Source organism: Jilunia laotingensis, assembly GCF_014385165.1.
In the GTDB taxonomy this organism is placed as follows: domain Bacteria; phylum Bacteroidota; class Bacteroidia; order Bacteroidales; family Bacteroidaceae; genus Bacteroides; species Bacteroides laotingensis.
On sequence record NZ_JACRTF010000001.1, the window covers coordinates 3,553,476 to 3,580,194 of the forward strand.

Annotated in this window: 25 protein-coding genes and 1 riboswitch; of the genes, 6 read left to right on the forward strand and 19 right to left on the reverse strand. The window is 46.0% G+C overall.

Annotated features, from left to right (window positions below; translation table 11 throughout):
• Positions 1-5: 5 nt before the first annotated feature.
• Both H8744_RS18925 and H8744_RS13655 read right to left on the reverse strand, forming a co-directional pair.
• Positions 6-1,001, reverse strand: a complete 996-nt coding sequence (locus H8744_RS18925) for a flavin reductase (RefSeq protein ID WP_305067378.1) — start codon at positions 999-1,001, stop codon at positions 6-8.
• A gap of 11 nt (positions 1,002-1,012) precedes the next feature.
• Positions 1,013-2,146, reverse strand: coding sequence for an aldo/keto reductase (locus H8744_RS13655; protein ID WP_262435361.1), 1,134 nt, complete (start codon positions 2,144-2,146; stop codon positions 1,013-1,015).
• A gap of 174 nt (positions 2,147-2,320) precedes the next feature.
• Between H8744_RS13655 and H8744_RS13660 the strand changes: the two genes are divergently transcribed.
• Entirely contained in the window at positions 2,321-3,217 is an 897-nt protein-coding gene (locus H8744_RS13660; protein ID WP_262435362.1) for a helix-turn-helix domain-containing protein, read from the forward strand.
• A 17-nt stretch (positions 3,218-3,234) separates the two neighbouring features.
• A complete protein-coding gene (locus H8744_RS13665) occupies positions 3,235-4,065 on the forward strand; it encodes a helix-turn-helix domain-containing protein (RefSeq protein ID WP_262435363.1) in 831 nt (276 codons plus the stop codon).
• Positions 4,066-4,094: 29 nt separating this feature from the next.
• Here H8744_RS13665 and H8744_RS13670 read toward each other — a convergent pair whose 3' ends face one another.
• The 7 genes from H8744_RS13670 to H8744_RS13700 all read right to left on the reverse strand — a co-directional run bounded on the left by H8744_RS13670 (position 4,095) and on the right by H8744_RS13700 (position 12,831).
• Complete coding sequence (locus tag H8744_RS13670; protein WP_262435364.1) at positions 4,095-5,354, reverse strand: phosphatase PAP2 family protein; 1,260 nt, start codon at positions 5,352-5,354, stop codon at positions 4,095-4,097.
• A gap of 65 nt (positions 5,355-5,419) precedes the next feature.
• Positions 5,420-6,481, reverse strand: a complete 1,062-nt coding sequence (locus H8744_RS13675; protein ID WP_262435365.1) for a sensor histidine kinase — start codon at positions 6,479-6,481, stop codon at positions 5,420-5,422.
• On the reverse strand, positions 6,478-7,155 hold the full coding sequence (locus H8744_RS13680; RefSeq protein ID WP_262435366.1) for a response regulator transcription factor: 678 nt from the start codon (positions 7,153-7,155) through the stop codon (positions 6,478-6,480). The genes H8744_RS13675 and H8744_RS13680 overlap by 4 nt, the downstream gene beginning before the upstream one ends.
• Positions 7,156-7,161: 6 nt before the next feature.
• On the reverse strand, positions 7,162-7,452 hold the full coding sequence (locus H8744_RS13685) for an EamA family transporter (RefSeq protein WP_262435367.1): 291 nt from the start codon (positions 7,450-7,452) through the stop codon (positions 7,162-7,164).
• A gap of 40 nt (positions 7,453-7,492) precedes the next feature.
• Entirely contained in the window at positions 7,493-10,615 is a 3,123-nt protein-coding gene (locus H8744_RS13690) for an efflux RND transporter permease subunit (protein ID WP_262435368.1), read from the reverse strand.
• Positions 10,612-11,517 (reverse strand): efflux RND transporter periplasmic adaptor subunit, encoded by a 906-nt coding sequence (locus H8744_RS13695; RefSeq protein WP_262435369.1) that lies wholly within the window; start codon positions 11,515-11,517, stop codon positions 10,612-10,614. Before H8744_RS13695 ends, H8744_RS13690 begins: the two co-directional genes overlap by 4 nt.
• Positions 11,518-11,535: 18 nt before the next feature.
• The gene (locus H8744_RS13700) at positions 11,536-12,831 is read right to left on the reverse strand and encodes a TolC family protein (RefSeq protein ID WP_262435370.1); all 1,296 of its coding nucleotides are present in this window, start codon (positions 12,829-12,831) and stop codon (positions 11,536-11,538) included.
• A gap of 265 nt (positions 12,832-13,096) precedes the next feature.
• Between H8744_RS13700 and H8744_RS13705 the strand changes: the two genes are divergently transcribed.
• Positions 13,097-13,522 carry a hypothetical protein gene (locus H8744_RS13705; protein ID WP_262435371.1) on the forward strand — a complete coding sequence of 142 codons (426 nt, stop codon included), beginning with the start codon at positions 13,097-13,099 and terminating at the stop codon, positions 13,520-13,522.
• A 4-nt stretch (positions 13,523-13,526) separates the two neighbouring features.
• Positions 13,527-13,958 (forward strand): hypothetical protein, encoded by a 432-nt coding sequence (locus tag H8744_RS13710; RefSeq protein ID WP_262435372.1) that lies wholly within the window; start codon positions 13,527-13,529, stop codon positions 13,956-13,958.
• Positions 13,959-14,053: 95 nt separating this feature from the next.
• Here H8744_RS13710 and H8744_RS13715 read toward each other — a convergent pair whose 3' ends face one another.
• Positions 14,054-14,980, reverse strand: a complete 927-nt coding sequence (locus H8744_RS13715; RefSeq protein WP_262435373.1) for an RluA family pseudouridine synthase — start codon at positions 14,978-14,980, stop codon at positions 14,054-14,056.
• 13 nt (positions 14,981-14,993) lie between these two features.
• Positions 14,994-16,412 carry a 23S rRNA (uracil(1939)-C(5))-methyltransferase RlmD gene (gene rlmD / locus H8744_RS13720; protein WP_262435374.1) on the reverse strand — a complete coding sequence of 473 codons (1,419 nt, stop codon included), beginning with the start codon at positions 16,410-16,412 and terminating at the stop codon, positions 14,994-14,996.
• A 200-nt stretch (positions 16,413-16,612) separates the two neighbouring features.
• On the opposite strand from rlmD, the gene ppdK reads away from it, so the two are divergent.
• Both ppdK and H8744_RS13730 read left to right on the forward strand, forming a co-directional pair.
• Positions 16,613-19,333, forward strand: coding sequence for a pyruvate, phosphate dikinase (gene ppdK, locus H8744_RS13725; protein WP_262435375.1), 2,721 nt, complete (start codon positions 16,613-16,615; stop codon positions 19,331-19,333).
• Positions 19,334-19,550: 217 nt separating this feature from the next.
• Complete coding sequence (locus H8744_RS13730) at positions 19,551-20,069, forward strand: outer membrane beta-barrel protein (protein WP_262435376.1); 519 nt, start codon at positions 19,551-19,553, stop codon at positions 20,067-20,069.
• A 164-nt stretch (positions 20,070-20,233) separates the two neighbouring features.
• Here H8744_RS13730 and H8744_RS13735 read toward each other — a convergent pair whose 3' ends face one another.
• From H8744_RS13735 to thiS, 8 genes are all read right to left on the reverse strand, one after another.
• A complete protein-coding gene (locus H8744_RS13735; RefSeq protein WP_262435377.1) occupies positions 20,234-20,842 on the reverse strand; it encodes a thiamine phosphate synthase in 609 nt (202 codons plus the stop codon).
• A gap of 61 nt (positions 20,843-20,903) precedes the next feature.
• The gene (locus H8744_RS13740; RefSeq protein ID WP_262435378.1) at positions 20,904-21,596 is read right to left on the reverse strand and encodes a HesA/MoeB/ThiF family protein; all 693 of its coding nucleotides are present in this window, start codon (positions 21,594-21,596) and stop codon (positions 20,904-20,906) included.
• 19 nt (positions 21,597-21,615) lie between these two features.
• Positions 21,616-22,734 (reverse strand): 2-iminoacetate synthase ThiH, encoded by a 1,119-nt coding sequence (thiH, locus tag H8744_RS13745; protein WP_262435379.1) that lies wholly within the window; start codon positions 22,732-22,734, stop codon positions 21,616-21,618.
• A gap of 57 nt (positions 22,735-22,791) precedes the next feature.
• Positions 22,792-23,151 carry a four helix bundle protein gene (locus H8744_RS13750; RefSeq protein WP_262435380.1) on the reverse strand — a complete coding sequence of 120 codons (360 nt, stop codon included), beginning with the start codon at positions 23,149-23,151 and terminating at the stop codon, positions 22,792-22,794.
• 2 nt (positions 23,152-23,153) lie between these two features.
• Entirely contained in the window at positions 23,154-24,836 is a 1,683-nt protein-coding gene (gene thiC / locus H8744_RS13755; RefSeq protein ID WP_305067379.1) for a phosphomethylpyrimidine synthase ThiC, read from the reverse strand.
• 9 nt (positions 24,837-24,845) lie between these two features.
• The gene (locus H8744_RS13760) at positions 24,846-25,622 is read right to left on the reverse strand and encodes a thiazole synthase (protein WP_262435381.1); all 777 of its coding nucleotides are present in this window, start codon (positions 25,620-25,622) and stop codon (positions 24,846-24,848) included.
• Between the two features lie 4 nt (positions 25,623-25,626).
• On the reverse strand, positions 25,627-26,244 hold the full coding sequence (locus H8744_RS13765) for a thiamine phosphate synthase (protein WP_262435382.1): 618 nt from the start codon (positions 26,242-26,244) through the stop codon (positions 25,627-25,629).
• Positions 26,245-26,249: 5 nt separating this feature from the next.
• Positions 26,250-26,450 carry a sulfur carrier protein ThiS gene (thiS, locus tag H8744_RS13770; protein ID WP_262435383.1) on the reverse strand — a complete coding sequence of 67 codons (201 nt, stop codon included), beginning with the start codon at positions 26,448-26,450 and terminating at the stop codon, positions 26,250-26,252.
• A gap of 60 nt (positions 26,451-26,510) precedes the next feature.
• Positions 26,511-26,609: riboswitch (TPP riboswitch) on the reverse strand.
• Positions 26,610-26,719 lie beyond the last annotated feature (110 nt).

The following is a 26,719-nucleotide window of genomic DNA, read 5'->3' on the forward strand; positions in this document are numbered from 1 at the left end:
TTTATTTATTGCATGAAGTTATTGAGTCTGTTAGCTGGATTGAGCGGTGTCTGGTCGGACAATGTTAAGGATTTGACCATGTGCAGTGTTCCCTGCTTGTACTTCTGAAAGTGTTCCGAAGCAATATGCTCCTCGTATGCCTTACGGCTTACATACGTTTCGAGAATCGTTACCTTGCAGGGATTCTCCTTTTCGCTGACCGCATACATCGTCAGCACGCCCGGTTCGATACGTAGGGAAATTTCGCCCACCTCGGTCGCATATTTTATATACTCATCGAGATATTGCGGATAAACCTCTATTTTCGATAACCGCACGATACCGTCAGCCGTCATCGGCTTTTTGGCGCACATACCCGGCTGCTTATCCAGATTCAGACATTTGCCGATGATCTCGCCCGTAGCAAGGTAAGAGTAGGTCGGGAATTCGAACAAGACAGGTTTCAGTTTCGTATAGTCGAGCTTCCCATCACTGTCGAGTACGTTGGAAGCAGCGTATGTATTGACTATCGTGCAAATGAAATTGTCGAAACCGTCGGTTTCATAAATCTCCACCACTTCACACTCCATCGTCAGCGGTGATGCGTCTATGACGGGAGTACCGTTCTCTCCGATATGGTAGGCAAATACCTCTGACTTATCGACCGTTGCTCCGCTAACACTTCCTACATAATCAGCTTTCGGTAACATCTCACGGCTCACGAGATTGACGGAAAGTCGTTTTGATTTCTTAATACCTTGATTGGTATAATGACTTTTACTCATGCTGACCAGTATCCGGTCATGGCCGATAACTCCCGTGTGTCCTACGACGAGCCAGTTTACTTTTCCTCCGACCTCCGCCCCGACAACCGTCATCGGTTTGGGATAGAGTGCCAACAGATTTCCGAGATTTTTCTTGTTCGTTTCCATAATATCGGGTTTTGTAGTGTTTTCTTTCACGGCAGTGCTGCACGACAACATGACAAGCAGTGACAGAATACCTAAAATAGTTTTTACCATGATTGATTTCTTTATTTATCTATTTGACTTTCGGTGAACGGATCTGCCCGATGCCCCATCAGGTTGATTTTAGCATACTCCTTATCGAACTCCTCCATTTCCCAAGTAGAGAGACGAACCGTTCCTGCACCGAGCAAATCGTTCAAGTGTACCGGATTGGTCGTTCCGGGTATCGGAGCGATCCACGATTTGCGAGATAACATCCATATCAAAGCGAATTGCGCGGGTGTCACTCCTTTGCGCTCGGCCCATTCGCGAACCAAGGCGACTAGCGGCATATTGTGTTTCAAGGCTTCGGGTGTGAACTGCGGCAAGTTCCAACGACGGTCGCCTTCGTAGAAACGGCTGTTCTCGTTGATTACACCGGTGAGGTATGCACGCCCTAACGGACAATAAGGCACGAAGCCGATACCGAGTTCTTCCAATGTCGGGAAGATTTTGGTTTCAGGCTCTCGCCACCAAATGGCGTATTCGCTCTGCACGGCCGAAAGCGGACAAACAGCGTGCGCCCGACGGATGGAACGGGCACTCGCTTCCGACAACCCCCAATGTAACACTTTTCCTTCTTGCATTAAATCCTTGACAGTCTCGGCCACCTCTTCCATCGGTACTTTCGGATCGACACGGTGCTGATACAAGAGGTCGATATGGTCGGTACGTAGGCGTTTCAAGGAACCTTCCACCGCCCGACGGATATGGTCGGGGCGGCTGTTGATAGCGGTCGGTTGTTTCTCCTCGACACCGAAGCCGAACTTCGTTCCGATTTTCACTTTATTGCGGAATGGGGCGATTGCTTCACCGACCCACTCTTCGCTGGTGTAAGGGCCATAAACTTCTGCTGTATCGAAAAAAGTGACGCCTTTATCGTATGCCTGGTGAATCAGAGCGATCATATCCCGTTTGTCGTACTTCCCACCGTAATAACCCACCATCGGCAGGCAGCCCAGACCGATAGCCGATACATCCAATCCTCCGAGCTTACGATACTCCATCGTGTCGTTTGCATTCGGTGTATTTTCATCTGATAGATTTCCCGTTAAGGAGGATGAAGAGGTTTCGGCAAGTACACGGGAAACACCCGTTGTAGCTCCGGCTGCGAGCAATGCAAAACTCGATGCCGTCCTTAAGAAATTTCTGCGATCCATATTCTTCTGTTTTTTCATTGTTCATTTTCTGATTGCAAATTTACCGCGATTGAATAAGCCGGCTTGTATACGATTTACGGATATTTATACCCGAATCCTCGATTCTGCAATAGAGCTGTATGTAATTCCAATCAAATGAATTACTTTTGCTTGAAAGAAATTAAATAAAGGCTTATGGAAGAAGTTATAAGACTCGATGAGGTAGATAAATACAACAAACTGTTCGGACTCGAAACACGACATCCGTTAGTGAGTGTAGTCGATTTGTCGAAGGCAACGCAGTGGCCGGAACACTTTAAAATTAACTACGGTGTATATGCCCTTTATCTAAAGGATACCTACTGCGGGAATATCATGTACGGGCGTCAGAGTTACGACTATCAGGACGGTACGATAGTCAGTTTCGCCCCCGGTCAGGTTACGGAGACAGAGATGCTGAAAAATGTCCAGCCAAATGCCCATGGCATTTTATTCCATCCCGATCTGATTCGGGGTACGGCACTCGGTCAAGAGATTAAGAACTACTCGTTTTTCTCTTATGAAACCCGGGAGGCGTTGCATCTTTCGGAAGAAGAACGTGAAACCGTAATGGACTGTCTGCATAAAATAGAGGCGGAGTTAAAGCATAGTATCGACAAACACAGCCGTCGGTTGATTTGCGCCAATATCGGACTGTTGCTTGACTACTGTATGCGCTTCTACGAGCGACAGTTCACCACACGAGAAGAGGTAAACAAAGACATTGTCGTTCGTTTCGAGCGACTGTTGGACGAATATTTCGATAGCGAAGCCCCGATACGTGAAGGATTACCGACCGTCAAGTATTTTGCCGATAAGGTGTTTCTGTCTGCGAATTATTTTGGAGATATGATCAGGAAACAGACGGGGCAGACCGCCTCCGAATATATCACAAATAAACTGATCGAGCGGGTTAAAGAAGCCCTGCTTGGCACGGACAAGACAACGAGTGAGATTGCATACGGGCTGGGATTCCAATATCCGCAGCATCTAAGCCGGATGTTCAAACGGGTAACGGGTTATACGCCCAATGAATTTCGCGCTCAGAATTAGGCTTTATATAAAGAACGATGAACGAGTTGCAATTTCCCGGACTTTATATTGATGACACTGTCGACCCTCATGCGATTCTTCCGTACTTGTGTCGGTCGGGATACTATTGTCTGATATTGACGGACTCACTTGCTGAAGTCTGTACAAAGTATGGCCGACTGCATTACGACTACTGTGATGGAACGCTCATCGGTTATCATCCGGATACCGTTTGCACGGAAATTCCTGCCTCTTGCCTATGGACGGTTGCATTTCATCCCGATCTATTCAAGAGAAGAATACTTGAAAAAAAGATTGAAGAATACACGTTCTTTTCGTATGCACCCAAAGAAGCGTTGCATATATCCCTGAAAGAGAAACATATACTCACTTCGTGTATCGATGATATTCGCAGGGAGCTTCATCATGGTGCAGATTCCTACACACAGATTATTCTGATACGGCATATCACTCGTTTGTTAGACTATACTACTCGTTTTTATGAGCGGCAGTTCATTGTCCGTGAATTGAACAATGAACTGCTGATACGACAATACGAAAAAATTGTCAAACAGTATATTGGAGATGGAAAACTTGCACAAGAGGCACTTACATCCGCCTATTGTGCCGGAAAACTTCATTTATCAGAAGCCTATTTCAAAGACCTGCTTGAACAGCAACTCGGACATACGCACAACTGCCATATCCAACTTCAACGTATTGAAATAGCAAAGGAGAGACTACACTTTTCCGACGAATCTCTTTCTCAAATAGTGCATGAACTCGGATTTCCTTCAGTGCAATATTTCTGTTTTCTTTTCAAGAAAATAACGGGGGTAAACCCAAATGATTATAGATGCTTTAATTAAACAAAGTATCATATTTTCTCTCTATACATTTATAACGTAATCATAAACGATGACCCCAATGTAAGCATATTCATATATTCGATACTATTCCTACTGTGTGACGGAAGCAAATTATAGTCGAGGAAAAAACGGATACCGTAATGTTCTTTTGCCTTGAATGTCAATGAAACCCCGCTTCCCAGAGAGAAACCGCCTCTTGCGGAATTTGTCCGGTCTGTCAGTTTCAGTTGGGGATAATACACATAGCCGCCCAAAAGTTTACTGCCTACCAACCAGCGTGAAGACAACGGATAGGAAAAATAGCTTCCTCCGCAAACCGAAATCGCATCGAAAGTATTACTCTCTGCTTGGTCTTTATTGACTATTATCGAGGTATTGGAAACGGTAAACCGTCCTCCGGCACCGATATACGGATTGAAAAAATATGCACCCTCCATACCGGCCGCACTGCCTGATGACGTACTGAACTCTGTTTGTTCATCGATGTCATAACCGCTCAACGGGATATTCAAACCGAGATACAGACTCACAAAGGAAGGTTTATCCAGCCGTTCAAACATATCCTCATTTGTAAACCGGTTCATTCCCTTTTCTTTGAATATCAGGTCTGCAAGGTAATAACCAATCTCTGTTGAAAGTATGCCTATGCCTGCACCGGTCAGTACGTCACTCAGCCAATGCTTGTTGTTTGCCATTCGCATAAGGCCGGTTGCGGTAGCCATGCCATATGCCCCGACACCAACCCACGGACTTTTATGTCCATATTCCTTATTGAACATGGTGGCGGTCATAAATGCCGTGGCGGTATGTCCGGAAGGAAAGGAGTGCTTGTTTGAGCCGTCCGGACGCTCGACATGGGTTGTACGTTTCAAAGTGTTCACCGTACTTCCCATAAGAATAGCAGAAAAAGCATCGGAGACAAGCATCCTGCCCCATGAGCTGCGGCTTTGCACACCGGCGGCCTTCATGCCGAGCATTATTGCGGCAGGGGCATACTGCATATAATCGTCCGCATGGCGGCTGAACCGGGGCAGATAATCATTACGCAGGCTCCGGAAATGGTCGTCCTCACTTTTTACAATCAGACCTCCGACAACCAGCGGAACGCCAATGTATGTCATCTGATAGAAACGGGACGATGAGAACCTGTCAAGTCTTCTACTGAAATTGTTTGTTACAGAGATACATAAACTATCTTTCTTTTCAGCAATTAGGTTATTTGCCGGATTTTGAGCCGACAAGAGGGCAAAGCTGTAAATACTAACGATACACAGTACTATCTTTTTCATGCAACCATAATCTTTTGAATTACGGCAGTAAAGATATCAGGCGATTTTGGGGAAAGTTTGAAGATTTACTGGAATATTACCATAAACTGATGTTTTCCATCAGTATAGACATATGAAATCTTCCAGCCGTGATAATCGCATACGGCCTTGACGATGGAAAGTCCGAGACCGTTACCCGTCGTTTTTTCTGACGGGCGATAGAAACGGTTGAATATCTGATTCTCATCCAGTGCCGCGTCGTTGGACGTATTGGATACCGTCAGCCGGTCGTTCAACAAGGATACGGTTATTTCCCCACCGGTCTTATTGTGGCGTACAGCATTCACGACGAGGTTGTTCACCATGCTTTCCAAGAGGGAACGGTTGGCCTTTATCGGCAAAGAGGCTACTGAAAAATTTTGCTTCAAGACCAATCCTCCGGAGAGGCTTTCGAGATAGGGCTGAAGGTCTTTTATCACCGTTATGACATCGACGGACTCCGTACGGCTGAACTGGTTATTCTCCATCTTGGCCAGTAAGAGCAGATTACGGTTCAGATGCGATAAACGGCTATTCATTTGGTATAAATCCTGTATAATGGCGGCTTGCCGTTCGGTTATCTCCGGCTGTTGGAGCAACAGGTCGAGTTTGCTTTGGAATACTGCCAATGGCGTTTGTAGCTCATGTGAGGCGTTTTCTGTGAACTCTTTCTGTAACCGGTAACTGTGAAGACTGTCCGTCATCAGCCTTTGCAAGGCGACATTCAGTCTTGTAAATTCTTTGGTGTCACTCTCTGCCAATGGCGGGCATACGTCGTTTTCCAGCTTAAAGCGCTCGATCGCTTCCAGTGTTTTGTCGAACGGTTGCCATAGCCGGCCGGAGATAAAACGCATCGTCAGTACGATAGCCACGCCCAATACGGTAACGATAAGTGCAAACTGTATCATGATACCGTGCAGGATGTCCTCTTCGAGGTCGAGGGCCGGAACCGGCTTCCCTTGCTGTACGGCTTCGATAATATCTATCATGTCCTCGGCATAGAAGCTCTTGGTCAGCCAATAAAACAGAGGGGTTGCCAGCAACAGGAGTATTGCCACGCAGACAATGAACTGCGTGAGCGATTTGTACATCAGACTCTTCTTTTTCATAATTCTGTCCATTTATAGCCCGTTCCATATACATTCTTAATGCAATCCTTACATCCCGCAGCGGCAAGTTTCGCCTTTAGGTTCTTGATGTGGGTATAGACAAAATCGTGATTGTCCATCATGTCTGCCATCTCTCCACTGAGATGTTCGGCCATGGCACTCTTCGATATGACACGGTCTTTATTGCCGATAAAAAACAACAACAACTCGTATTCCGATTTGGTAAATTCTATCGGTGTGTCATTCACCACGGCCGACTTGTTCAGCAAGTCGATTCGAATACCATTGCTTTCCAGTATATTGTTTGCTGCAAACTCCTTGCGACGGATAATGGCATAGATGCGCATACTAAGTTCGGGCAGGTGAAAAGGCTTAGCAAGGTAGTCGTCTGCACCTATTTCCAATCCTTTCACTTTATCGCCCAGCGAATCTTTGGCCGATACGATAATCACGCCTACTGGGTTGCGTTGCTTCCGGATGTCACGCAAGATGTCGAGGCCGTTACCACCGGGCAACATCAGGTCGAGCAGCACGCAATCGTACTCATACATATTTACTTTCATTTTGGCATCAGCATAGGTGAAAGCCTGCTCGCACAGATATTTTTCACTACTGAGGTAGGCAACGATGCTATCCGAAAGACTTCGTTCATCTTCTATAATCAATATCTTCATACTCTCTTACTTTATTAACATTACAATACTACCGCCTGTAATCAGCAATGCTCCGATAATAATCCGCAGACTGTGGCAGTATCGAACCGAATTAAGGAATATCCATGTATGTCCGCTGATACCTTTCACCTCGGCCGTATAGTTTCCGGCAAAGCCGATTCCCCAAGTGATAAACAAGATGACTGATGTCCGGATGGCTGTAGCTAAATCCGAATTGATATCTTTTACCCCGATTTTGGCGAACACAGCCGTCAGTACGGCAAAGAGGGCAGAAAGTAAAGCATAATATTTCCACATAAATTTCTATTTATTGCAAAATTAGTGATTTACAGCCATTTTATTTGCTCTTTTTATAAATTAATAGCATGATGCTTGGCAATACTAACAGAAGCAAGGGCAAGCCTACGATAAATCCGCCAATGACGGCTACCGCCAACGGTTGCTGCATCTGTGCGCCGAGGCCGATACCGAGAGCCAATGGCATCAGGGCGAGTACGGCACCGATAGCCGTCATCAGTTTGGGGCGGATACGCAGGGCGATGGCGTAGTCCACAGCTTCGGATACATTGCCGCCCGTGCAGCGATTCATCCGGTACTGCCATACGGTGAAGATGGCATTCTCCGCAATGATGCCCACCACCATGATGATACCCGTATAGCTACTTACGTTAAGCGGAACGCTTGTCAGCCACAAAGCAAAAAGACATCCACAAATGCCCAATACGGAGATGCCTAGCACGGTGAGCGATATACACCATTCACGGAAAAGGAACATCAACACGGTGAACACCATCAACACGGCAAGCGAAAGAATCATCATTAGTTCACGAAACGACTGTTGCTGTTCGGAATAGGCTCCTCCGTAGGAGATGCTGTAGCCTGCCGGCAAGTGAAGTTGTGTATCAAGAGACGCTTGTAAGTCTGCTATCGTACTGCCCAAATCCCGGTTATCCAATCGGGCGGTAAGGGTGATATTGCTCTTCAAGTCCTCACGACGCTGCTCTATCTCTCCCGGAATGACACGGACGTTGCAGAAGAACCCGAGTGGACGGGTGCTGCCGTCAGGCAGGAATATGGGCTGCTGTTCCAGCCATTCGGGAGAGTTGTCCTCGAAGTCCGTGAAACGGAGCAGGATGCGACGCATCTGCTCACCGTCCTGAACGGAACCTATTTGCAGTCCGCCTGTCATGGCTGCCTGTGCAGGGTTCGGCTCTATCATATTGGCAGGCTGGCAAAGGGGAACGCCACCCGTATGTGCCGTAAGCTGTTCTTGGAAATCAGTCAACGAAATGCCGAATTGCGAAAGACGTTCCTGATTTGGGGTGAAGACCAGCGAGGCTCCAGCGGGTATCAATCCGTTATCAATATCCACGATGCCCGGTACGACTTCCATGATTTTCTCTGCCTGTGCCGCTACCTTCTGTAATGTTTCATAATCGTTTCCGAATATCTTCACTTCGATAGGCTGTGCGGTACTCATCAAATCTCCCAAAAGGTCGGCAATCCGTTGTCCGAATCCGATAGTCATTAACGGAACGGCTTGCGATATTTGTTGGCGTAGGTCGCTGATGACTTCAGGGGTACTCGTTTTCCGGTCCGTTTTCAGTTGAATCAGATAGTCGCCAAAATTACTCGGTCGTGTCTTGAAGGACATGCCGAGCGCTGTACGGCGCGAGTAAGTCTCTACATCGGGATGTGCCATGATAATACGTTCTATCTGCCGGCAGAGACGGTCGGTCTCCTCGATGTCCGTTCCTGCGGGAGAATGATAGTCAAGAACAATGGTTCCCTCATCCAAATCGGGAAGAAAACCCGAGGAGAGACGGGAAGAAGCATACCAGCCGCCCAGCCCTAAGAGCAGGACGAACCCAGCGGCAAACAACGGCTTGCGATAGATGACGGTCAGGAAATGAACCTTCCGGATGGAGTTCTCTTCAAGCGTTTTCACATCCAAGTCTTTCGGGCGCAGTTGTTTCTTATAGCCGATGACGAGGTGCAGCACGGGAAGCAGCAGCCATGTGACGAGAAACGAGGCGACAAGCGTAAGTTGCATCGTATCGGACAACTCTTTGAAAAAACTTCCTGCCAGTCCACTCATCAGTCGGAACGGGAAATGGATGACGATCGTTGCAAGAGAGGAAGCCACCATAGCGGGGAAAAGATTACGGATGGCATGGCGCACGACAGTGAAGCGATCCATACCGGGGCTTTCTTCATGTTCCCGATAAATCTGTTCGATAACGACAATGGCATCGTCGATAATCAATCCAACTGAAGCCGCCATCGCACCGAGCGACATGACATTGATGGTAATTCCTGCCAGATAACAGAGCAAGATACTGAAAGCTACCGTAACGGGAATGGTCAGCATGACCACCAGACTCGACCGCCAAGAACGGAGAAATAACACCATCACGATGATGGCGAGAAACAATCCTTCGTAGATGGTTTTCAGTACGCTGTGGATGCTTTCGCCTACGAAAGCACTCTGATTGTAATAAGGTTTCAGTTCATAGCCTGCCGGAAGCTGCTGCCTTATCTCGTCCACCTTGTTTTCCACCTGCTTCGCAAAATCAATCAGATTCACTCCCGGCTGCTTCACCAAGTCAACAAGTACGGCATCGTTACCGTCGGCATTGATTTTCAGAAACTCTTGCTGTTCCTGTATATCGACTGCCGCTATATCGTCCAGACGGACAATCCGCTTGCCGTCGTTGCGGATAATCACATTCCGCAGTTCTTCCATGTCGTTGATACGTGTATCGGTCAGCGTCAGATACAGGCGGTTATAGTCCGCCACATTGCCGTTTCCCAATACATAATTCGTCTGTGCGAAAGCGGTCTTTATCTGTGCGGGAGTAATACCGAGCGCTGTCATCTTTGTAGCGTCGGGCTTCACGACGAACTCCTTCGCCTTGCCACCGCGTACCACTACATTGCTGATACCGTCCACTTGCGAGAACATGGGGCGTACCACAAGGTTGCCTACATCGCGCAAGGCAATGCGGCTGTGCGTCTTGCTCTCCAACGTGAATCCATAGACCGGAAACAACGACTGGTTCATTGCCTCGGTGGAGATGACCGTACCGTCAGGCAGAAAACCTTTTATCTCATTGATACGGCTCTCCAACTGGGTTTTCAAGGCATAGATATCCAGTCCCCATTTGAAGTAAACATCTATCACACAACTGCCCCGGCTGGTACTGCTCTTGACAACCGTCGTGCCCTGCACTTTCTTCACCGCGCTTTCCAACGGCTTGGTAACGGTAATCATCATGCGGTCTACGGGCTGTTGTCCGGCATCGGCTATCACGGTGATGCGGGGGAACAACACTTCGGGAAACAGGTTGGTCTGCATTTGTGTATAACACCACGCTCCTGCAAGCAGCAAAAGTAGTCCTACGAACAGGATAGGGCGGTTGTATAGCTGATGGAGACTTCTTTTCTGTATCGTGTTCATAAGGCAGCCTTCTCTTGTGTAACAACAACTTTTGCTCCCTCTTCCAAACCGTACCCTCCTGTAAGGATAATGAGGTCCTGCGGTGACAAGGTAGTCGATTTAATCTCGATTTCCGAAACGTTGCTGTTGCCAATCTCTACAGGTACTCTGACAGCTGTACTGTCGTCAGCAAGTTTCATCACCCAATGTTCCGTGAGCGTTTCGTCACTTTGTACGGCACTTTTAGAAAGTATCATACCTTTAGACGATGCATTGTTTTCTGCAAATATAGCCTTGAGATTCATACCCTCTGGCAGGAAAGGCGCCTTTGCCCGTGCAATTACCCGTTCCGATTGCGATACCGTATTCATTGTTGCCAGCGGAGCATGGACAGTTGCCGCCAGCCGGGTTCCGTCGGGCAGTTCCAGCATACATTTGCTTCCGCTGTACGCATACCGTTGCTGTTCATAAGGAACATTAATCTCGAACACGAGGCTTTCGACTTCGGCAACGGAGCAAAGCACGGTGCCTTCGGTTACATAACTTCCCGATTGCTGCTGCACGTCGAGGACAATACCGTCACGTTCCGCCTTTATGGGAATGACAGCATGGTTGCCATTTCCCAAAGCGTGTTGTTCTTTGCTCTCTATCCGGTAAAGTATATCTCCGGCTTTCACCCTTGAACCGGGTTGTATGAGAACCTCCGTGATGAATGCCGGAATCGGTGAACCGACCACTGACTTATTCTGATACACCGTAGTGGCAGACAATATGATTTCCTTCTCGATTTTGCCAAAAGCCACATGAGTCAGTGTGACTGCTGTTCCGGGCTTTTCTTCCTGTATATTTCCGTTCGATGCGTTTCTTTGTCCGCATCCGCTAAGGCTTACTATAAGCGACAATAAGACTATCTGATATTTCATGACTGTGATGATTTGATATTACCAATTCCAATAGTTATAGGCGGCTATGACCAGCTGTTTGTTCGTCCGTAGCAACAAGCGGTCTTTCTCCGTCTGAATCTTGTTGCGTAATACAGTGATATAATCCAATACGGATGCCTGTCCGGCATCCATCTCCCTGCCATAATCGAACAATACGGATTCGTATTCCGCAAGCTGATTTTCCAAAGCCCTCTCTCTCTCATTATATCTGCCCAACTCGGAGAGACATTGCTTGATTCTCATGTTCCGTTGATATTCGGAGTTTTCTTTGTAAGTCCGTATGGTGTTCTGTTGCCAGCTGGCCTGATGTTCTTTCCAACGCTTCTGCCTGCCATCGAATATCGTCCACGAGAATGTAAGTCCTGCACTCCACCCGAAGTGGCGATACCATCCGGCGAAGTCTCCGACCTGAAGACCACCGTTTACGAACAGGTTGAGCTTGGGCTTGTATTGAAGGTTGAAGGAGCGCAGGGAGGCTGCCGTATTCAGGCTGTCCAGCCGGTATTGTTCGGTGAAGAGGCTCGGTTCCCCGTCATTACGTAACCGAACGGGAAGGTTTATATCCGACAATGTCACATCGGTTGTATCACCGATACCACAAAGCAGATTCAAATCCATCAGATGAGTATGGTAAGACTGACGGGCAGCGGCATGCAATTCGACATTAGCCTCCCTTTCAATCATCAGCAAGTTCAAATCCGACTGTTTGGACAAGCCGTTTTTGACTAACTTTTGAATGATCTCCATTCGGTGGGCGATGACCGTTCCGATAGAATCCGTAAAGTCTATCTGTGCCTTGTCGAGCAGGCAGAGCAGATATTGTTCTGTGACGGAACGCTCTAGCTGGTGTTCTTCCATACGGATACGGTTATTCGTCCTGTCCGCATTAATCTGTGCCTGCTTTTGCGCTGTCTTGTATGAACTTCCGCCTAAAAGGGGTTGCGTCCAAGTCGCTCCGGCATGGAACGAGCCGCTGCTTTCTCCCAGATCGTAACCATAGTAATCCGTGGCAGACCGTTCATTCCATTTGAAAGTAGTTCGACCACCGTCTTTCGAGATAATCGGCACAAATAGGTAATCACCGTTCAGTTCGACCCGGGAGTGTGTGTACATGGCTTTTAGCCGTTCGAGTTCTGCCCGCTCTATTTCCGTCTGATTCCGGTAATCCTTTATCAACGGACTATTTTTTTTAGCGGTCTCTATATAATAGCGTAAAGACCTGTTTTCTTCTTCCTGCCCATACAAATGCAGGTTGATAATGCCAAATGAAAGTAACAATAATAACTTATTCATATCCAATCTCATTTTTCTGGCAAAAGTAAAAGGCAACTTTGGGGAAATTTTGGGGATATCAATATCCTATTAGTAATATATGCCAAATAAGGATTGATTCATAGTTCGATAACCAATGCTTTATAATGAAGTAATATGAATCTTTTTGTAATCGAACAAATATCTTGAATACTCATCAAAGGTAGAAAAAAGTACTCTCTTTTTACAAAGAGTAGATTAAAAAGCTTATATTTGCCACCATGTATTAACTAAACACTTAGAAAATATGAGAAGATTAAACCATGTGAATTTTATATTGTTATTGGTGCTAACGCTTGGTTTGGGAGCTTGTGGAGACGATGTATACTATACTGATGATTTTTTACGTAATAGCGATGAGAAGCTATGCAGCGCAAGAGCATGGTCGGAAAGTTATATTACGGATGAAAATATGAAATGTGTCCATCAATTGAAATTTACTATCGATAAGAGCGGACAAGAGGTGTTTAATTACTATCGTACCGGTGAATCGCGTCCAGCCCGTGTCGAAACGTTCAATTTCAGCTGGGAGTGGATAGATCAAACAATGGAAGGATTGAGACTAGACCGTGGCGCAGGTGAAATACTTTATTTTGATAACGTTTGGGTACGTGAGAATTATCTTTCGGGTAGTCTGGACGGAGTGCAGGTAACGTTTGTAAAAGAGAAATAAAGATATGAAAGTTTTAGATCCAAAGTTCATGGTCAAGACTCCCGTAAAGCTTTTGTTGCTTTTGGTTGTATCGGCTCTTGCTTTTTCATCGTGTGAGGATGAAGACTCGGTTGAAAATGCTATGATAGGCCGTGTATGGGCGGGAGATGTGGGGCTGAATGCAGACAATATGGCACCTTTATATAGTGTGTTTGAATTTGGTGCTGATGGGTTTGGGACTGAATCACAATATTATCAATCGAATGATTTCCCTTATAAACAATTTCGTTTTCAGTGGTATTGGGAGAGTGGGTATGATCGTAATCTTGTATTGGATTATGGAAATTTCGGTATCTCGTATATGGATAACGTATATATCAGCGGCTTTTATATGACGGGAATTTTCTATTTTGATAGTCAGTCGGAAGGTTTTGAGTTTAGTCTGGAAATGCAGTAGGATATACCGGATACTACTTTATGATATATGAAATGCCCCGTGACATATATTGTCATGGGGCATTTCATATATTGGCATTTCTTTTACAAATATATCTATTGCTTCAGAAAGAGCTTTTTGAAATTTGCTGGATAAGGTGTTTCAAACTCCATCAATTCATTCGTGATGGGATGATAGAAACATAGTTTGAAGGCGTGTAGAGCCAGACGCCCGATAGGGTTAGGCGTATCCTCTCCGCCATAACGTCCGTCACCGATTATCGGATGACCTAAGTCCTGCATATGTACGCGAATCTGGTTCTTACGTCCTGTTTCCAGGTCGAGTTCCATCAATGAATAGCCGTTAGCCCGTTTGATCGTATGGTAGTGGGTGATGGATTTCGATCCGCCGTCATCAAATTTACTGGAACTTACATAGAGTGTACGATCCGTCAGCCATGACACCATCGTGCCATTGTCTTTTTCCATTTCCCCTGTTACCACTGCCACATAACGCCGGTCGGTAACGATGTCATGCCATTTGTCGCGCAGTGTTTTTTGCGTCTTTTCGTCCTTGGCAAACATCATCAAGCCTGAAGTATCTCTGTCGAGGCGGTGTACAATATGCACCCGTTTTTGTTTTGCCGAGCGTTGCACATATTCATTCAGGATGGAATAGGCAGTGCGTTCCTTCTGCCGATCCGTATTTACGGAAAGTAATCCTTCTTTTTTCTCTACGACAATGATATAGGGATCTTCATAAACGATTTTCAGTAAACGGTTGCTGAACTCTTTCCGTCCTTTGTCCTTACTGATTTCAACCTTCATTCCCGGTTTTAAAGGGAAATTGAATTGGGTGGTAATCACCTTGTCTACGTAAACGACCCGCTTACTCAGCAATGATTTCAACTTTGTCCGGCTGGCATCAGGCATTTTGGCCGCAAGGAACTCCATTAGTTCCATCGGTTCCTTTACCTGATATCCTGTATATTGCGCTTTGGCTTTCTCAGCCACAGTCCTCCTGGGTTTCTTTTCTTTAGCCATATCTATATTCTTTTTATCTCAGTTCAAGCAATACTACATTCTCCACGTGGTGCGTATGGGGAAACATATCTACCGGTTGTACGGCTTTTACCCTGTATTTCGTATCGAGTAGCTGCAAGTCGCGTGCCTGTGTGGCGGGGTTGCAACTTACATAAACGATACGTTTCGGTTCTGCAAACAAGATTACGTCTACTACATCCTGATGCATCCCAGCGCGTGGTGGATCGGTAATGATAACATCCGGACGACCGTATTGGTTGATAAAATCCTGAGTTAATATATCCTTCATGTCTCCTGCAAAGAACAAAGTATTATCGATACCATTGATCTCAGCGTTTACTTTGGCATCTTCAATGGCTTCCGGTACATATTCGATACCTATGACCTGACGTGCCTGTGCGGCTACGAAGTTTGCGATGGTTCCCGTACCGGTATAAAGATCGTACACGAGTTCGTTCCCCGTCAGTCCTGCAAATTGTCGGGCAATTTTATATAGATTGTATGCTTGCTCAGAGTTTGTCTGATAGAATGATTTAGGGCCTATCTTAAATTTCAGTCCTTCCATCTTCTCGAAGATGTGGTCGGTGCCTTTAAACACTTGTACGTCCAGGTCATTGATCGTATCGTTGCACTTATTATTTATAATGTATAAGAGAGAAGTTATCTCCGGGAAAGTGTCCGCCACATATTGCAGTAATTGCTTAAAGAGAACCATTTCTTGTTCCTCTACGATTTTGCAGATGAGTATGACCATCAATTCGCCCGTAGAAGACGTGCGGACAATCATGTTACGGAGCATTCCCTCCTGTGTGCGCAGGTTGATGAACGAATAATTATGTTCGTAAGCATAGTCGCGTATCGCATTCCTGATCCGGTTGGATATGTCATCCTGCAACCAGCATTTCTCAATTGCCAGCACTTTGTCGAAAGCACCGGGGATATGAAACCCTACTGCGTTCATCTGGTCGTATTTCACATCCTGTTTCACCTCTTCGGCTGTCAGCCAACGCTTATTGGAAAAAGTAAACTCAAGTTTGTTCCGGTAGAACTCTGTTTTAGCCGAACCCAGGATAGGGGAGGTTTCAGGAAGTTCTATTTTACCGATACGTTTCAGATTGTCTTCCACTTGTTTCTGTTTATGCCTGATTTGTTCGGCATAGGGTAATACCTGCCATTTGCATCCCCCGCATACACCGTAATGTTGGCAGAAAGGAACGGCACGCAGCGGAGATAGTTCATGAAACTTCACCGCTTCAGCCTCGGCATACTTGTTTTTTTTACGCTTGATTTGCAGGTCTACGACATCCCCCGGTACAACATAAGGAACAAAAACTACCAGGTCGTTTACTTTTGCGATGGCTTTTCCCTCGGCAGCCACATCCGTAATTGTTACCTTCTCCAGTAGGGGAAGCTCTTTTCTCTTTCTTGCCACTTTTACACCAGTCTAATAAATTATTTTGCAAAAGTAGGCATTTTTTCGTAAATTCTCCCTATCCCGTGAAATAATAAAGATTGCAATGTCGAAATTGCATTTTAATAGAAAGTTTTTTCAATAAAAGTTTTCAGTTTATCTAAATATACTTAGATTTGCGCACAGAAAAGAATCACAATAGACAACTTTAAATTCATATTATGGACAAAAAAAGAGTTTATACCTTTGGTAACGGCCAGGCAGAAGGCAAGGCCGATATGAGAAACTTGTTAGGTGGTAAAGGTGCCAACCTTGCCGAAATGAACCTGATCGGGGTTCCGGTTCCTCCCGGATTTACAATTACAACAGAAGTTTGTACTGAATATTACGAATTAGGACAAGATAAAGTAGTTGCTCTCTTAAAAGATGAAGTAGAAAAAGCCATTGCAAATATTGAAGTGCTTATGAAATCGAAATTCGGCGACGTAGAAAATCCGTTGCTTGTTTCGGTTCGTTCAGGTGCGCGTGCTTCTATGCCTGGTATGATGGATACGATCCTCAATCTGGGCTTGAATGACGAAGTTGTAGAAGGCTTGACCCGTAAGACTGGAAATGCACGTTTTGCATGGGATTCCTACCGTCGTTTTGTACAGATGTACGGTGATGTTGTGTTAGGCATGAAACCGGTCAACAAAGAAGATGTAGATCCGTTTGAAGCTATCATCGAAGATGTTAAACATGCCAAAGGCGTGAAGCTGGATAATGAACTTGAAGTAGAAGATCTCAAGGAACTGGTGAAACGTTTCAAAGCTGCCGTTAAAGAACAAACAGGCAAAGATTTCCCGACTTGTGCTTACGAACAGCTTTGGGGTGCCATCTGTGCCGTATTCAATTCATGGATGAACGAACGTGCCATCCTTTATCGTAAGATGGAAGGAATTCCCGACGAATGGGGAACGGCCGTGAGCGTACAAGCGATGGTGTTCGGTAATATGGGAGAGACATCAGCAACTGGTGTTTGCTTTTCTCGCGATGCAGCTACCGGTGAAGACCTTTTCAATGGCGAATATCTGATCAATGCACAAGGAGAAGACGTTGTAGCAGGTATCCGTACTCCGCAGCAGATTACCAAAATCGGTTCTCAGAGATGGGCTAAATTGGCAAATATCACTGAAGAGGTCCGTGCATCTCAATATCCTTCCATGGAAGAGGCTATGCCTGAGATTTACAAACAATTGGATGCTCTCCAGACAAAACTGGAAGATCATTACCGCGATATGCAGGACATGGAATTCACCGTACAGGAAGGTAAGCTTTGGTTCCTCCAGACACGTAACGGAAAACGTACTGGTGCAGCAATGGTGAAGATCGCCATGGACTTGCTTCATCAGGGAATGATCGATGAGAAGACCGCTCTTTCACGTGTTGAACCTAATAAATTGGACGAACTTCTTCATCCTGTATTTGATAAGACCGCTTTGGCACAAGCCAAAGTTCTGACACGTGGTCTTCCTGCATCTCCGGGTGCCGCTACCGGTCAGATCGTTTTCTTTGCCGATGATGCCGCTACTTGGGCAGCTGCCGGTAAAAAAGTAGTAATGGTACGTATTGAAACTTCACCGGAAGACTTGGCAGGTATGGCTGTGGCACAAGGTATTCTTACCGCTCGTGGCGGTATGACCTCTCACGCTGCCGTTGTTGCCCGTGGTATGGGTAAGTGCTGTGTGTCCGGTGCTGGTGCGTTGAATATCGATTATAAGGCTCGTACAGTCGAAGTGGACGGTGTTCTTTTGCATGAAGGAGATTATATTTCATTGAATGGTAGTACAGGTGTGGTGTATCAGGGAAAAGTAGAGACGAAAGCTGCCGAATTGTCCGGTGACTTTGCCGAACTGATGCAAATTGCCGACAAATATACAAGATTGCAGGTGCGCACCAATGCTGATACCCCGCATGATGCTAAAGTAGCCCGTGATTTCGGAGCCGTTGGGATCGGTCTTTGCCGTACGGAACATATGTTCTTTGAAGGCGAAAAGATCAAGGCAATGCGTGAAATGATCTTGGCAGAAGATGCCGAAGGCCGTCGCAAAGCTTTGGCTAAGATCTTGCCTTATCAGCAAGCCGACTTCAAAGGTATATTCAAGGCTATGGAAGGCTGCCCCGTGACGGTTCGTCTGCTCGATCCTCCTTTGCATGAGTTCGTTCCTCACGATCAGAAAGGTCAGCAGGAAATGGCGGATGCCATGGGCGTTAGCTTGCAATACATCAAACAACGTGTAGAATCACTTTGCGAACATAATCCGATGTTGGGCCATCGTGGCTGCCGTTTGGGAAATACCTATCCCGAAATCACACAGATGCAGACTCGTGCCATCCTCGGTGCAGCTCTTGAGTTGAAGAAAGAGGGCATTGAAACTCATCCGGAGATAATGGTACCACTGACAGGTATTCTTTATGAGTTCAAGCAGCAAGAAGACGTAATCCGTGCCGAAGCAGAAAAATTGTTTGAAGAGGTAGGCGATCGTATTGATTTCAAAGTAGGTACAATGATTGAAATACCTCGCGCTGCGTTGACAGCCGACCGCATTGCTTCTTCTGCAGAGTTCTTCTCATTCGGAACCAATGACTTGACCCAGATGACGTTCGGTTATTCTCGTGATGACATTGCTTCCTTCCTTCCTGTATACTTGGAAAAGAAGATTCTGAAAGTAGACCCGTTCCAGGTTCTCGACCAGAATGGTGTAGGACAGTTGGTTCGTATGGCAACGGAAAAAGGACGTAAAGTTCGTCCGGACCTGAAATGCGGTATCTGTGGTGAACATGGTGGTGAACCGTCTTCAGTGAAATTCTGTCACCGCGTAGGTTTGAATTATGTGAGCTGTTCTCCGTTCCGTGTGCCCATTGCACGTTTGGCTGCCGCTCAAGCTGCGATAGAAGAATAAAAGACGCTAAGTTTTGAATGTGAGAGATGTAGGCGATGGACCCTTTATTAAGGGAATGTCGCCTACTTTTTTTCTTTTGTGTGCGACTGGTTCGTTTTATAAAAAACTAACTAAAAAATTGTATAGTTAAAAGTTCTGTTTTACCTTTGCGCCCCGAAATAAAAGATAAAATATTAGGTAAGCCTAAGTTTTGTTTAACTTAAAAATCAAAAGAAAAATGAAGAAGATTTTAGTAGCTTTATTTGTTATTTTTGCATCTTTATCTGTTAATGCACAGGACCTTTATATGGGCGGTACATTTAATTTGTGGCGGGATTATGATGCCAATAGGACAAGTTTCAGAGTAGAACCTGAAATTGGATATAATTTGAATAAACAGTGGGCTTTGGGTTTGAATTTTACGTATGCTCATGAGTACAATAAGGGACTTAAAGCAAATAGTGTAGCTATTGCGCCTTACGCTCGCTATTCATTTTATGAGAATAAAATTGTCAGATTGTTTATTGACGGAGGTTTGGGCTTTGCTACCACACGCATCAAGGAAGTAGACGATTCGGTGAATGGTTATGAAATCGGGTTCAAGCCGGGTATTGCTTTGAAATTAAACACACATTTTTCTCTTATTGCAAAATGTGGCTTTATCGGTTTCAGAGATGATTATGTAGTAGGCGGAGACGGACTCGGTATCAACTTACGTAGTGAAGATCTGAGTTTTGGCTTTCATTATGAATTTTGATTATAATTTCCGAGAACTTTGGAGGGTATGCTCCCATAAAGCTATGATATTATAAACCCCTTTCAACGAACAACGCCCTTGCTACACAGTAATCGGAGCAAGGGCGTTGTTGCATTCTATCGGTTATCCGTTCTATCCTTTATTTGCAAATTGTTTGAATCTTGTCAGTCTGCCAGTTTCTTTAATTTCTTGAAATGCTCGATTACCGCCAGATAATCCCGGTCTGCACAAGCATCGAACTTATTCCAGACATCTCCAAGGACTACCGCCCCGCCAAAACCGAAATCTTTGATTTCTATGATGTTCTCTTCGTTTATACCACCGAGTGCCATCACTTTGCAGTCGATAATCTTATCTTTCTGCGCTTGGCGAAGTTCTTCGGCTGTATAGGTGGAATAATAGTTTACTTTCGAAATGCTGTCATAGATGGGACTCATAAAGACATAATCATAGAAGTGTTTTTTATTCTTTACCTCTTCTGCCGAATGGCACGAACAACTGACATGACCAGCGTAATCATGCGGCTCTTTAGGGTTTCGGCTGTTCAGGTGAATCCCCATCAGGTTGAATTCCTCTTTCAGGTAGAAGTGTTCGTGCGTTACGATGCGCCGGTGAAATTTTTCCGGTATTAAGGTTAGGAGACGTTCGGAATACATAGCCGGTGTTTCCGGCTTTCTAAGATGTAGAATGTCCAATCCCTCCTCGAACAGAGCAGTTATTATTTTGTCTTCTTCAACGAAGAAGGTGGGGGTAGTAACTACAATAAGTTTCATTTCTTTTGTTAAACAGTTATGTTTAGCAAAGTTAGTAATTAACTATATCAGAAACCAACCTTTATAGTGAAAATATGTTAGATTGCCAGGTTCGAAGGTCAATTGTCCATAGTTTGCCTGCTAAAACCTCTCCGAAACCACAAATAATTTTTAAAACTTCCGTTGCCTGAACACTTCCGGTGATGGCAGGCGTTACTCCCATTACCCCTTTTGAAGGAGGGGGCAACCGCAACATTTCCTCTTCGTCCGGATAGAGGTCACGGTAATTCTTAGGATTGTCTCCATAGTTGAATACCGAAACTTGTCCTTCAAACCCGCTGATAGCTCCGTATACATACGGCTTTCCCAGTGCCATGCAACTATCATTGATGAGGTATCGCGTTACAAAGTTATCACAACCGTCAACGATTATGTCGTAGGCATTTATAAGTTCCTGTGCATTTTCTTTACTTAGTCTCCCCGGGCAAGAGTTAATTTTTATTTCGCTATTGAGTGCCGTCAGACGCATGGCTGCACACACGGCTTTAAAGTCTCCCAACTCCTCCTCGCTGTAGAGTACCTGTCGTTGAAGGTTGCTGATGCTCACCACGTCATCATCTACCAGCCCGATTGTTCCTACCCCCGCACCAGCCAGATAAAGGGCGATGGGAGAACCTAATCCTCCCACGCCCACTATCAGCACTTTCGCTGCTTTCAACTTTTCCTGTCCTTCTTCGCCTATTTCGGGAAGAAGGATTTGTCTGTCATATCTCATAAAAACAGCTATTGATATGTCAATTAAAATCGAAAGACTGATCCCAGTCTTTCCATACCGGTTCGCGTCCCAACCTTCTCAAATCATGTTCTACCTCCACAGCTTTGCGCTCATCGCTGACATGAAATTGTTCCAGTGTTTGCGGATAACTGTAGTAACCTCCCGGTTCGGTTTTGCTTTCTGCGCTCATGGTAGTCACACCCAGGGTTGCCATGTGATTGCGGAATTCTGCACTCTCACGGGTGGAATAGGAGATGTCTACATCATGGTCGAAGATGCGCATGGCAAATGTCAATTGAGCCAGTTCCCGGTCGTTTACCACTACGTTGGGCTGGAACCCACCGTTTTCCGAAGGCCGCATACGTGGGAAGTTGACGCTGTATTTTGTCTTCCAGTAGTGCTTTTGCAGATAGCGGAGGTGATAAGCCATCATCGTCACATCCGTTCGCCATTCCTCCAAGCCGATCAGTACACCCATTCCTATTCTATGAACGCCTGCCTGTCCCATACGGTCGAATCCGTTGACACGCCACTCGAATTTCGATTTCATTCCCCGCGGATGGTAAATGTTGTAATTCGCCTTGTTGTATGTCTCCTGGAAACAGATTACTCCGTTAAGCCCGTGATGGGTCAGTAGTTCATATTCTTCGGCTTTGAGCGGCATTACTTCTATTTGCAGATTGCTGAAATACGGCTTTGCCAGATCCAGTGCGCGGGCGATGTAAGGAACCCCTGCGGCAGCCGGGTTCTCACCCGTTACGAGAAGGAGATTCTCAAATGGAGCCAGTCGTTTGATAGCTTTGTATTCATTCACCATCTCCTCTTCGGTCAGGATGGTTCGTTTCATCGGGTTACTGATGTGGAAACCGCAGTAAACGCACGAGTTGGTACATGAATTGGTAAGGTAAAGGGGTACGAACATGGAAATTGTTTTCCCGAAACGTTCCATGGTATATTTTTGGCTGAGGCGTGCCATGACCTCCAGATAGGGGGCGGCAGCCGGTGAGATAAGTGCCATGAAGTCGTTTACGTCGCAATGCTCCTTTCCCAATGCCCGACGTACGTCAGCGTCAGTTTTCGAATAGATGGCTTTGGTGGTATTCCCCCACGATATTTTTTCTAATTCGTCTGAAAACATTTGGTTTAATTAAAAATTAATAATTAAAAATTAAAAGTTAATAGATGAAAGACTGATTTAGCTTTCACTGTTTTTGGATGATTTGATGATGCTGACTAAAAGCTTGATTAGTTCAACGCAATCGGTGTGAATGGAGCAGAAAGATTCTTCAGAAATATAATCACTTTCTTTTAGCAAAACGAGCCAGTATTCCGTTTCATTTGCTTCTTTCAATGCTATACTCAATTTGTGAATGAAATCCTTTTTACTTTCTGCAAATTCCCCTTCCCGGATTAAAGCTCCGATAGCCGTCCCGCTTCTAAGTATCTGCTTAGACAACACATATTCTTGTTTTTCATTGATCAAAAATTTATAAGCTTTAATAATTCTCAATGCAAAATCCAATGATTTATCAGAAATAACACTCCCGTTTTTCATTATTAATTTTTAATTATTTCCCTGCTCAAGCGCATGGCGCAGAAATTAGGGCCGCACATCGTACAGTACTCCCCATCCGTATGCCGTCCGGCATGGAAATAGGAGAAAGCACGTTCGGGATCGAGGGAAAGGTCGAACTGGTCTTTCCAACGGAACTCGTAGCGGGCTTTGCTCAAGGCATTGTCCCGTACTTGTGCCCCGGGATGCCCTTTGGCGAGGTCGGCTGCATGGGCAGCTATCTTGTAGGTCACTACTCCTACACGAACATCCTCTTTATCGGGGAGAGCCAAGTGTTCTTTGGGAGTGACGTAACAGAGCATGGCCGTACCCAACCAGCCGATTTGCGCTGCACCGATGGCCGAAGTGATGTGATCGTAGCCCGGGGCAATATCCGTTACCAACGGGCCAAGCGTATAGAAGGGAGCATCGTGGCATTTCTCGATCTGCCGTTCCATATTTTCTTTTATCTTGTGCATAGGCACATGACCCGGGCCTTCAATGAAGGCTTGCACATTTTTCTCCCAGGCGCGGACAACCAGTTCGCCCATCGTGTCGAGTTCGGCAAACTGAGCCTCGTCATTGGCATCATGGATAGATCCCGGACGAAGCCCGTCACCCAATGAAATGGCTACGTCGTATTGAGCCAGTATGTCGCAGATGTCATCGAAATGTTCGTAGAGGAAACTTTCGCGGTCGTGCATCAGACACCATTTGCTCATGATGCTTCCTCCGCGTGAAACGATGCCGCAAAGGCGTTTGTCTGCCAGATGTATGTTCTGGCGGCGTATGCCAGCGTGGATGGTGAAATAATCCACTCCTTGTTCGCACTGTTCGATGAGCGTGTCGCGATAGAGTTCCCAGGAGAGGTCTTCCGCCTTTCCGTTTACTTTCTCCAATGCCTGATAAATCGGTACGGTACCCACCGGAACGGGACAATTGCGGATGATCCATTCGCGTGTCTCATGTATGTTTTCACCGGTTGAAAGATCCATCAGCGTGTCGCCTCCCCATTTGCAACTCCATACCGCTTTCTCCACCTCCTCGTCAATACCCGATGTGGTGGCCGAGTTCCCAAGGTTCGTATTGATTTTCACCAGGAAATTGCGCCCGATTATCATCGGTTCGGCTTCGGGATGGTTGATGTTGGCGGGCAACACGGCACGTCCTTCAGCTATTTCTTTACGTACAAATTCGGGAGTAATGTACGTCTCTATGCCCAACTCCTCACAATTCATGTTCTCACGGATGGCGACGTATTCCATCTCCGGTGTGATTATACCCCGTTTGGCATAGGCCATCTGCGTGATGGCTTCTCCCTTTTTTGCACGGTAAGGCAGGGCGATGTGTTCAAAACGAAGATGATCCAGGCTCTTGTCATCCCGACGCATCCGTCCATATTCGGAAGTGATTTCGGGAAGCTGTTCCACATCTCCGCGTTTCAGAATCCATGATTCGCGCAGACGCGGGAGTCCTTTTTTGAGGTCTACGGTGATAGCCGGATCGCTGAAAGCTCCGCTTGTGTCATAAATATACACCTTCGGATTAGGTGTGATGATCTTTTCATCCCCCTTGAAATGGGTGCTGGGCACTTGTTCGACTCTGCGCATGGCAACCCGTATTTCGGGAAACAGTTTGCCGGGCATATACACTTTCTCGGAGCGTTGGAATTTGATTTTCTGTTCCATGGTACTAGATTATAAGTTTAAAAATGCGGTTAGTGGAGAACTGGCTTCTGCAATCAGGTTGTCGGCTTGCACCCCCAGTCCGGCTTCGTATGCCATACGTCCGGCTTCCACAGATAGTTTGAATGCTTTAGCCATTTCTACCGGATCGCCTGCCACAGCAATTGCCGTGTTTACCAGACAAGCGGATGCGCCCAGCTCCATTGCTTCAGCGGCATGACTGGGCGAGCCGATACCGGCATCCACAACAACCGGGATACCGGCTTGCTCGATGATGATTTTCAGGAATTCCTTTGTTTGAAGTCCTTTATTGGTTCCGATAGGGGCACCCAAGGGCATTACGGTTGCCGCGCCCGCCTCTTCCAGCCGTTTGCAAAGAACCGGATCGGCTTGGCAATAAGGGAGTACCACAAAACCCAGTTTTACGAGTTCCTCCGTAGCTTTTAGTGTCTCGATGGAGTCGGGGAGAAGGTAACGCGGGTCGGGGTGGATCTCCAGTTTCAGCCAGTTTGTTCCGAATGCTTCACGTGCCATTTGTGCAGCGAATACGGCTTCTTCCGCATTTCTCACTCCCGATGTGTTAGGCAGTAATTGGATGTGCGGATGGATGATATGTTTCAGCATGTCATCTTCCTTGTTTTCCATATCGATCCGTTTCATTGCCACTGTCACCATTTCTGTGCCCGATGCCAGAATCGATTGTTCCATCAAGTCGTTTGAGTTGAATTTACCTGTACCCAGGAAAAGGCGGGAATTGAATTCACGTCCCGCGATGATAAGTTTGTCCATACTATTAGTTGTTATTCAAAATTCTTCTTGTTTCCGCCACCGGATTCTCTGCGTTCAGTATCGTCCCTGAAAGGGCAATGCCGTTCACGCCTGTTTCCAGAATGGCGGGAATATCTTCGTAGGTGATTCCTCCGATGGCCACTACCGGCAGTTTTATCCCGGCTTTCTCCATGTCCGATAGAATAGATGCATAGCCTTCCAGTCCCAGTACCGGGCTTAGGTTTTTCTTTGTCGTGGTAAACCGGAATGGGCCTATGCCTACATAGTCGGCTCCTGCCCGGTAGTGCATCTCTACATCTTCGAAAGTGTTGGCGGTGCCACCTATGATGAAAGCTTCCCCCAGCAGTTGCCGGGCTTCTGCCACGGGCATGTCTGTTTTACCGAGATGAACCCCGTCTACTTCCAGTTTTTTAGCCAATTCCACGTGATCGTCCAAGACCAGGATGGCTTCATGATCCCGGCACATCGGTTTCAGTTGCAAGGCTACCGCTTCCACTTCGTCCAAGGGGGCCTCCTTCATGCGAAGCTGTATCCATTTGCATCCCCCTTCAAGCGCCATTCGTGCCGATTCCAGATAAGAGTATTTATCTGTTTGATGAGTTATGAATTGCAGACTGATCATAGCAATTATCCTCCGCAAGCAGCTTTGATTATTACCAGACGGTCATTTTCGTGCAACAGGAATTCATCCCATTCCGTACGTGGGATCATCTTATTGTTCACTGCGATGGCAATGCCGTTCGAAGGAAGTTCCAGTTGCCCGGCCAGTTTTGTGATAGTGGAAGAAGCGTCTGTTTCCACCTCTTTGTTGTTAACTTGTACTTTCATTGCTATAAAATTAGTATCCGTATGAAAGTAAATACAAAGAGTGTGCTTGGTGATGGAAGGCGAAAAAAGTAACACAATCCCTACGTCAGTGCTAACTGCATCAGGTTCCAGGGTATAATCTCAGCCCGTCTCGTCTTTCGGGCACCCCTTTGTCTTTACAGTGGCAAAGTAAATGAAAAAGAAGCAGAAAAAAGAAGAATGAGGGATTATTTTTTATAAATGTGGAAAAAAAGAAGCCGCTTTCCCTAACGAAGCGGCTTCCTCACTAA

Coding starts and splice junctions, on each gene's coding strand:
- ppdK (WP_262435375.1), top strand. CDS start 16,613: ATGGACAAAAAAAGAGTTTATACCTTTGGTAACGGCCAGGCAGAAGGC.
- H8744_RS13685 (WP_262435367.1), bottom strand. CDS start 7,452: ATGTGGAAATATTATGCTTTACTTTCTGCCCTCTTTGCCGTACTGACG.
- H8744_RS13660 (WP_262435362.1), top strand. CDS start 2,321: ATGGAAGAAGTTATAAGACTCGATGAGGTAGATAAATACAACAAACTG.
- H8744_RS13735 (WP_262435377.1), bottom strand. CDS start 20,842: ATGAAACTTATTGTAGTTACTACCCCCACCTTCTTCGTTGAAGAAGAC.
- H8744_RS13665 (WP_262435363.1), top strand. CDS start 3,235: ATGAACGAGTTGCAATTTCCCGGACTTTATATTGATGACACTGTCGAC.
- H8744_RS13710 (WP_262435372.1), top strand. CDS start 13,527: ATGAAAGTTTTAGATCCAAAGTTCATGGTCAAGACTCCCGTAAAGCTT.
- H8744_RS13740 (WP_262435378.1), bottom strand. CDS start 21,596: ATGAGATATGACAGACAAATCCTTCTTCCCGAAATAGGCGAAGAAGGA.
- H8744_RS13680 (WP_262435366.1), bottom strand. CDS start 7,155: ATGAAGATATTGATTATAGAAGATGAACGAAGTCTTTCGGATAGCATC.
- H8744_RS13765 (WP_262435382.1), bottom strand. CDS start 26,244: ATGATCAGTCTGCAATTCATAACTCATCAAACAGATAAATACTCTTAT.
- H8744_RS13655 (WP_262435361.1), bottom strand. CDS start 2,146: ATGGATCGCAGAAATTTCTTAAGGACGGCATCGAGTTTTGCATTGCTC.
- H8744_RS13760 (WP_262435381.1), bottom strand. CDS start 25,622: ATGGACAAACTTATCATCGCGGGACGTGAATTCAATTCCCGCCTTTTC.
- thiC (WP_305067379.1), bottom strand. CDS start 24,836: ATGGAACAGAAAATCAAATTCCAACGCTCCGAGAAAGTGTATATGCCC.
- H8744_RS13715 (WP_262435373.1), bottom strand. CDS start 14,980: ATGGCTAAAGAAAAGAAACCCAGGAGGACTGTGGCTGAGAAAGCCAAA.
- H8744_RS13730 (WP_262435376.1), top strand. CDS start 19,551: ATGAAGAAGATTTTAGTAGCTTTATTTGTTATTTTTGCATCTTTATCT.
- thiH (WP_262435379.1), bottom strand. CDS start 22,734: ATGTTTTCAGACGAATTAGAAAAAATATCGTGGGGGAATACCACCAAA.
- H8744_RS13695 (WP_262435369.1), bottom strand. CDS start 11,517: ATGAAATATCAGATAGTCTTATTGTCGCTTATAGTAAGCCTTAGCGGA.
- H8744_RS13675 (WP_262435365.1), bottom strand. CDS start 6,481: ATGAAAAAGAAGAGTCTGATGTACAAATCGCTCACGCAGTTCATTGTC.
- H8744_RS13700 (WP_262435370.1), bottom strand. CDS start 12,831: ATGAATAAGTTATTATTGTTACTTTCATTTGGCATTATCAACCTGCAT.
- H8744_RS13750 (WP_262435380.1), bottom strand. CDS start 23,151: ATGAAAAACGGGAGTGTTATTTCTGATAAATCATTGGATTTTGCATTG.
- H8744_RS13705 (WP_262435371.1), top strand. CDS start 13,097: ATGAGAAGATTAAACCATGTGAATTTTATATTGTTATTGGTGCTAACG.
- H8744_RS18925 (WP_305067378.1), bottom strand. CDS start 1,001: ATGGTAAAAACTATTTTAGGTATTCTGTCACTGCTTGTCATGTTGTCG.
- thiS (WP_262435383.1), bottom strand. CDS start 26,450: ATGAAAGTACAAGTTAACAACAAAGAGGTGGAAACAGACGCTTCTTCC.
- H8744_RS13690 (WP_262435368.1), bottom strand. CDS start 10,615: ATGAACACGATACAGAAAAGAAGTCTCCATCAGCTATACAACCGCCCT.
- H8744_RS13670 (WP_262435364.1), bottom strand. CDS start 5,354: ATGAAAAAGATAGTACTGTGTATCGTTAGTATTTACAGCTTTGCCCTC.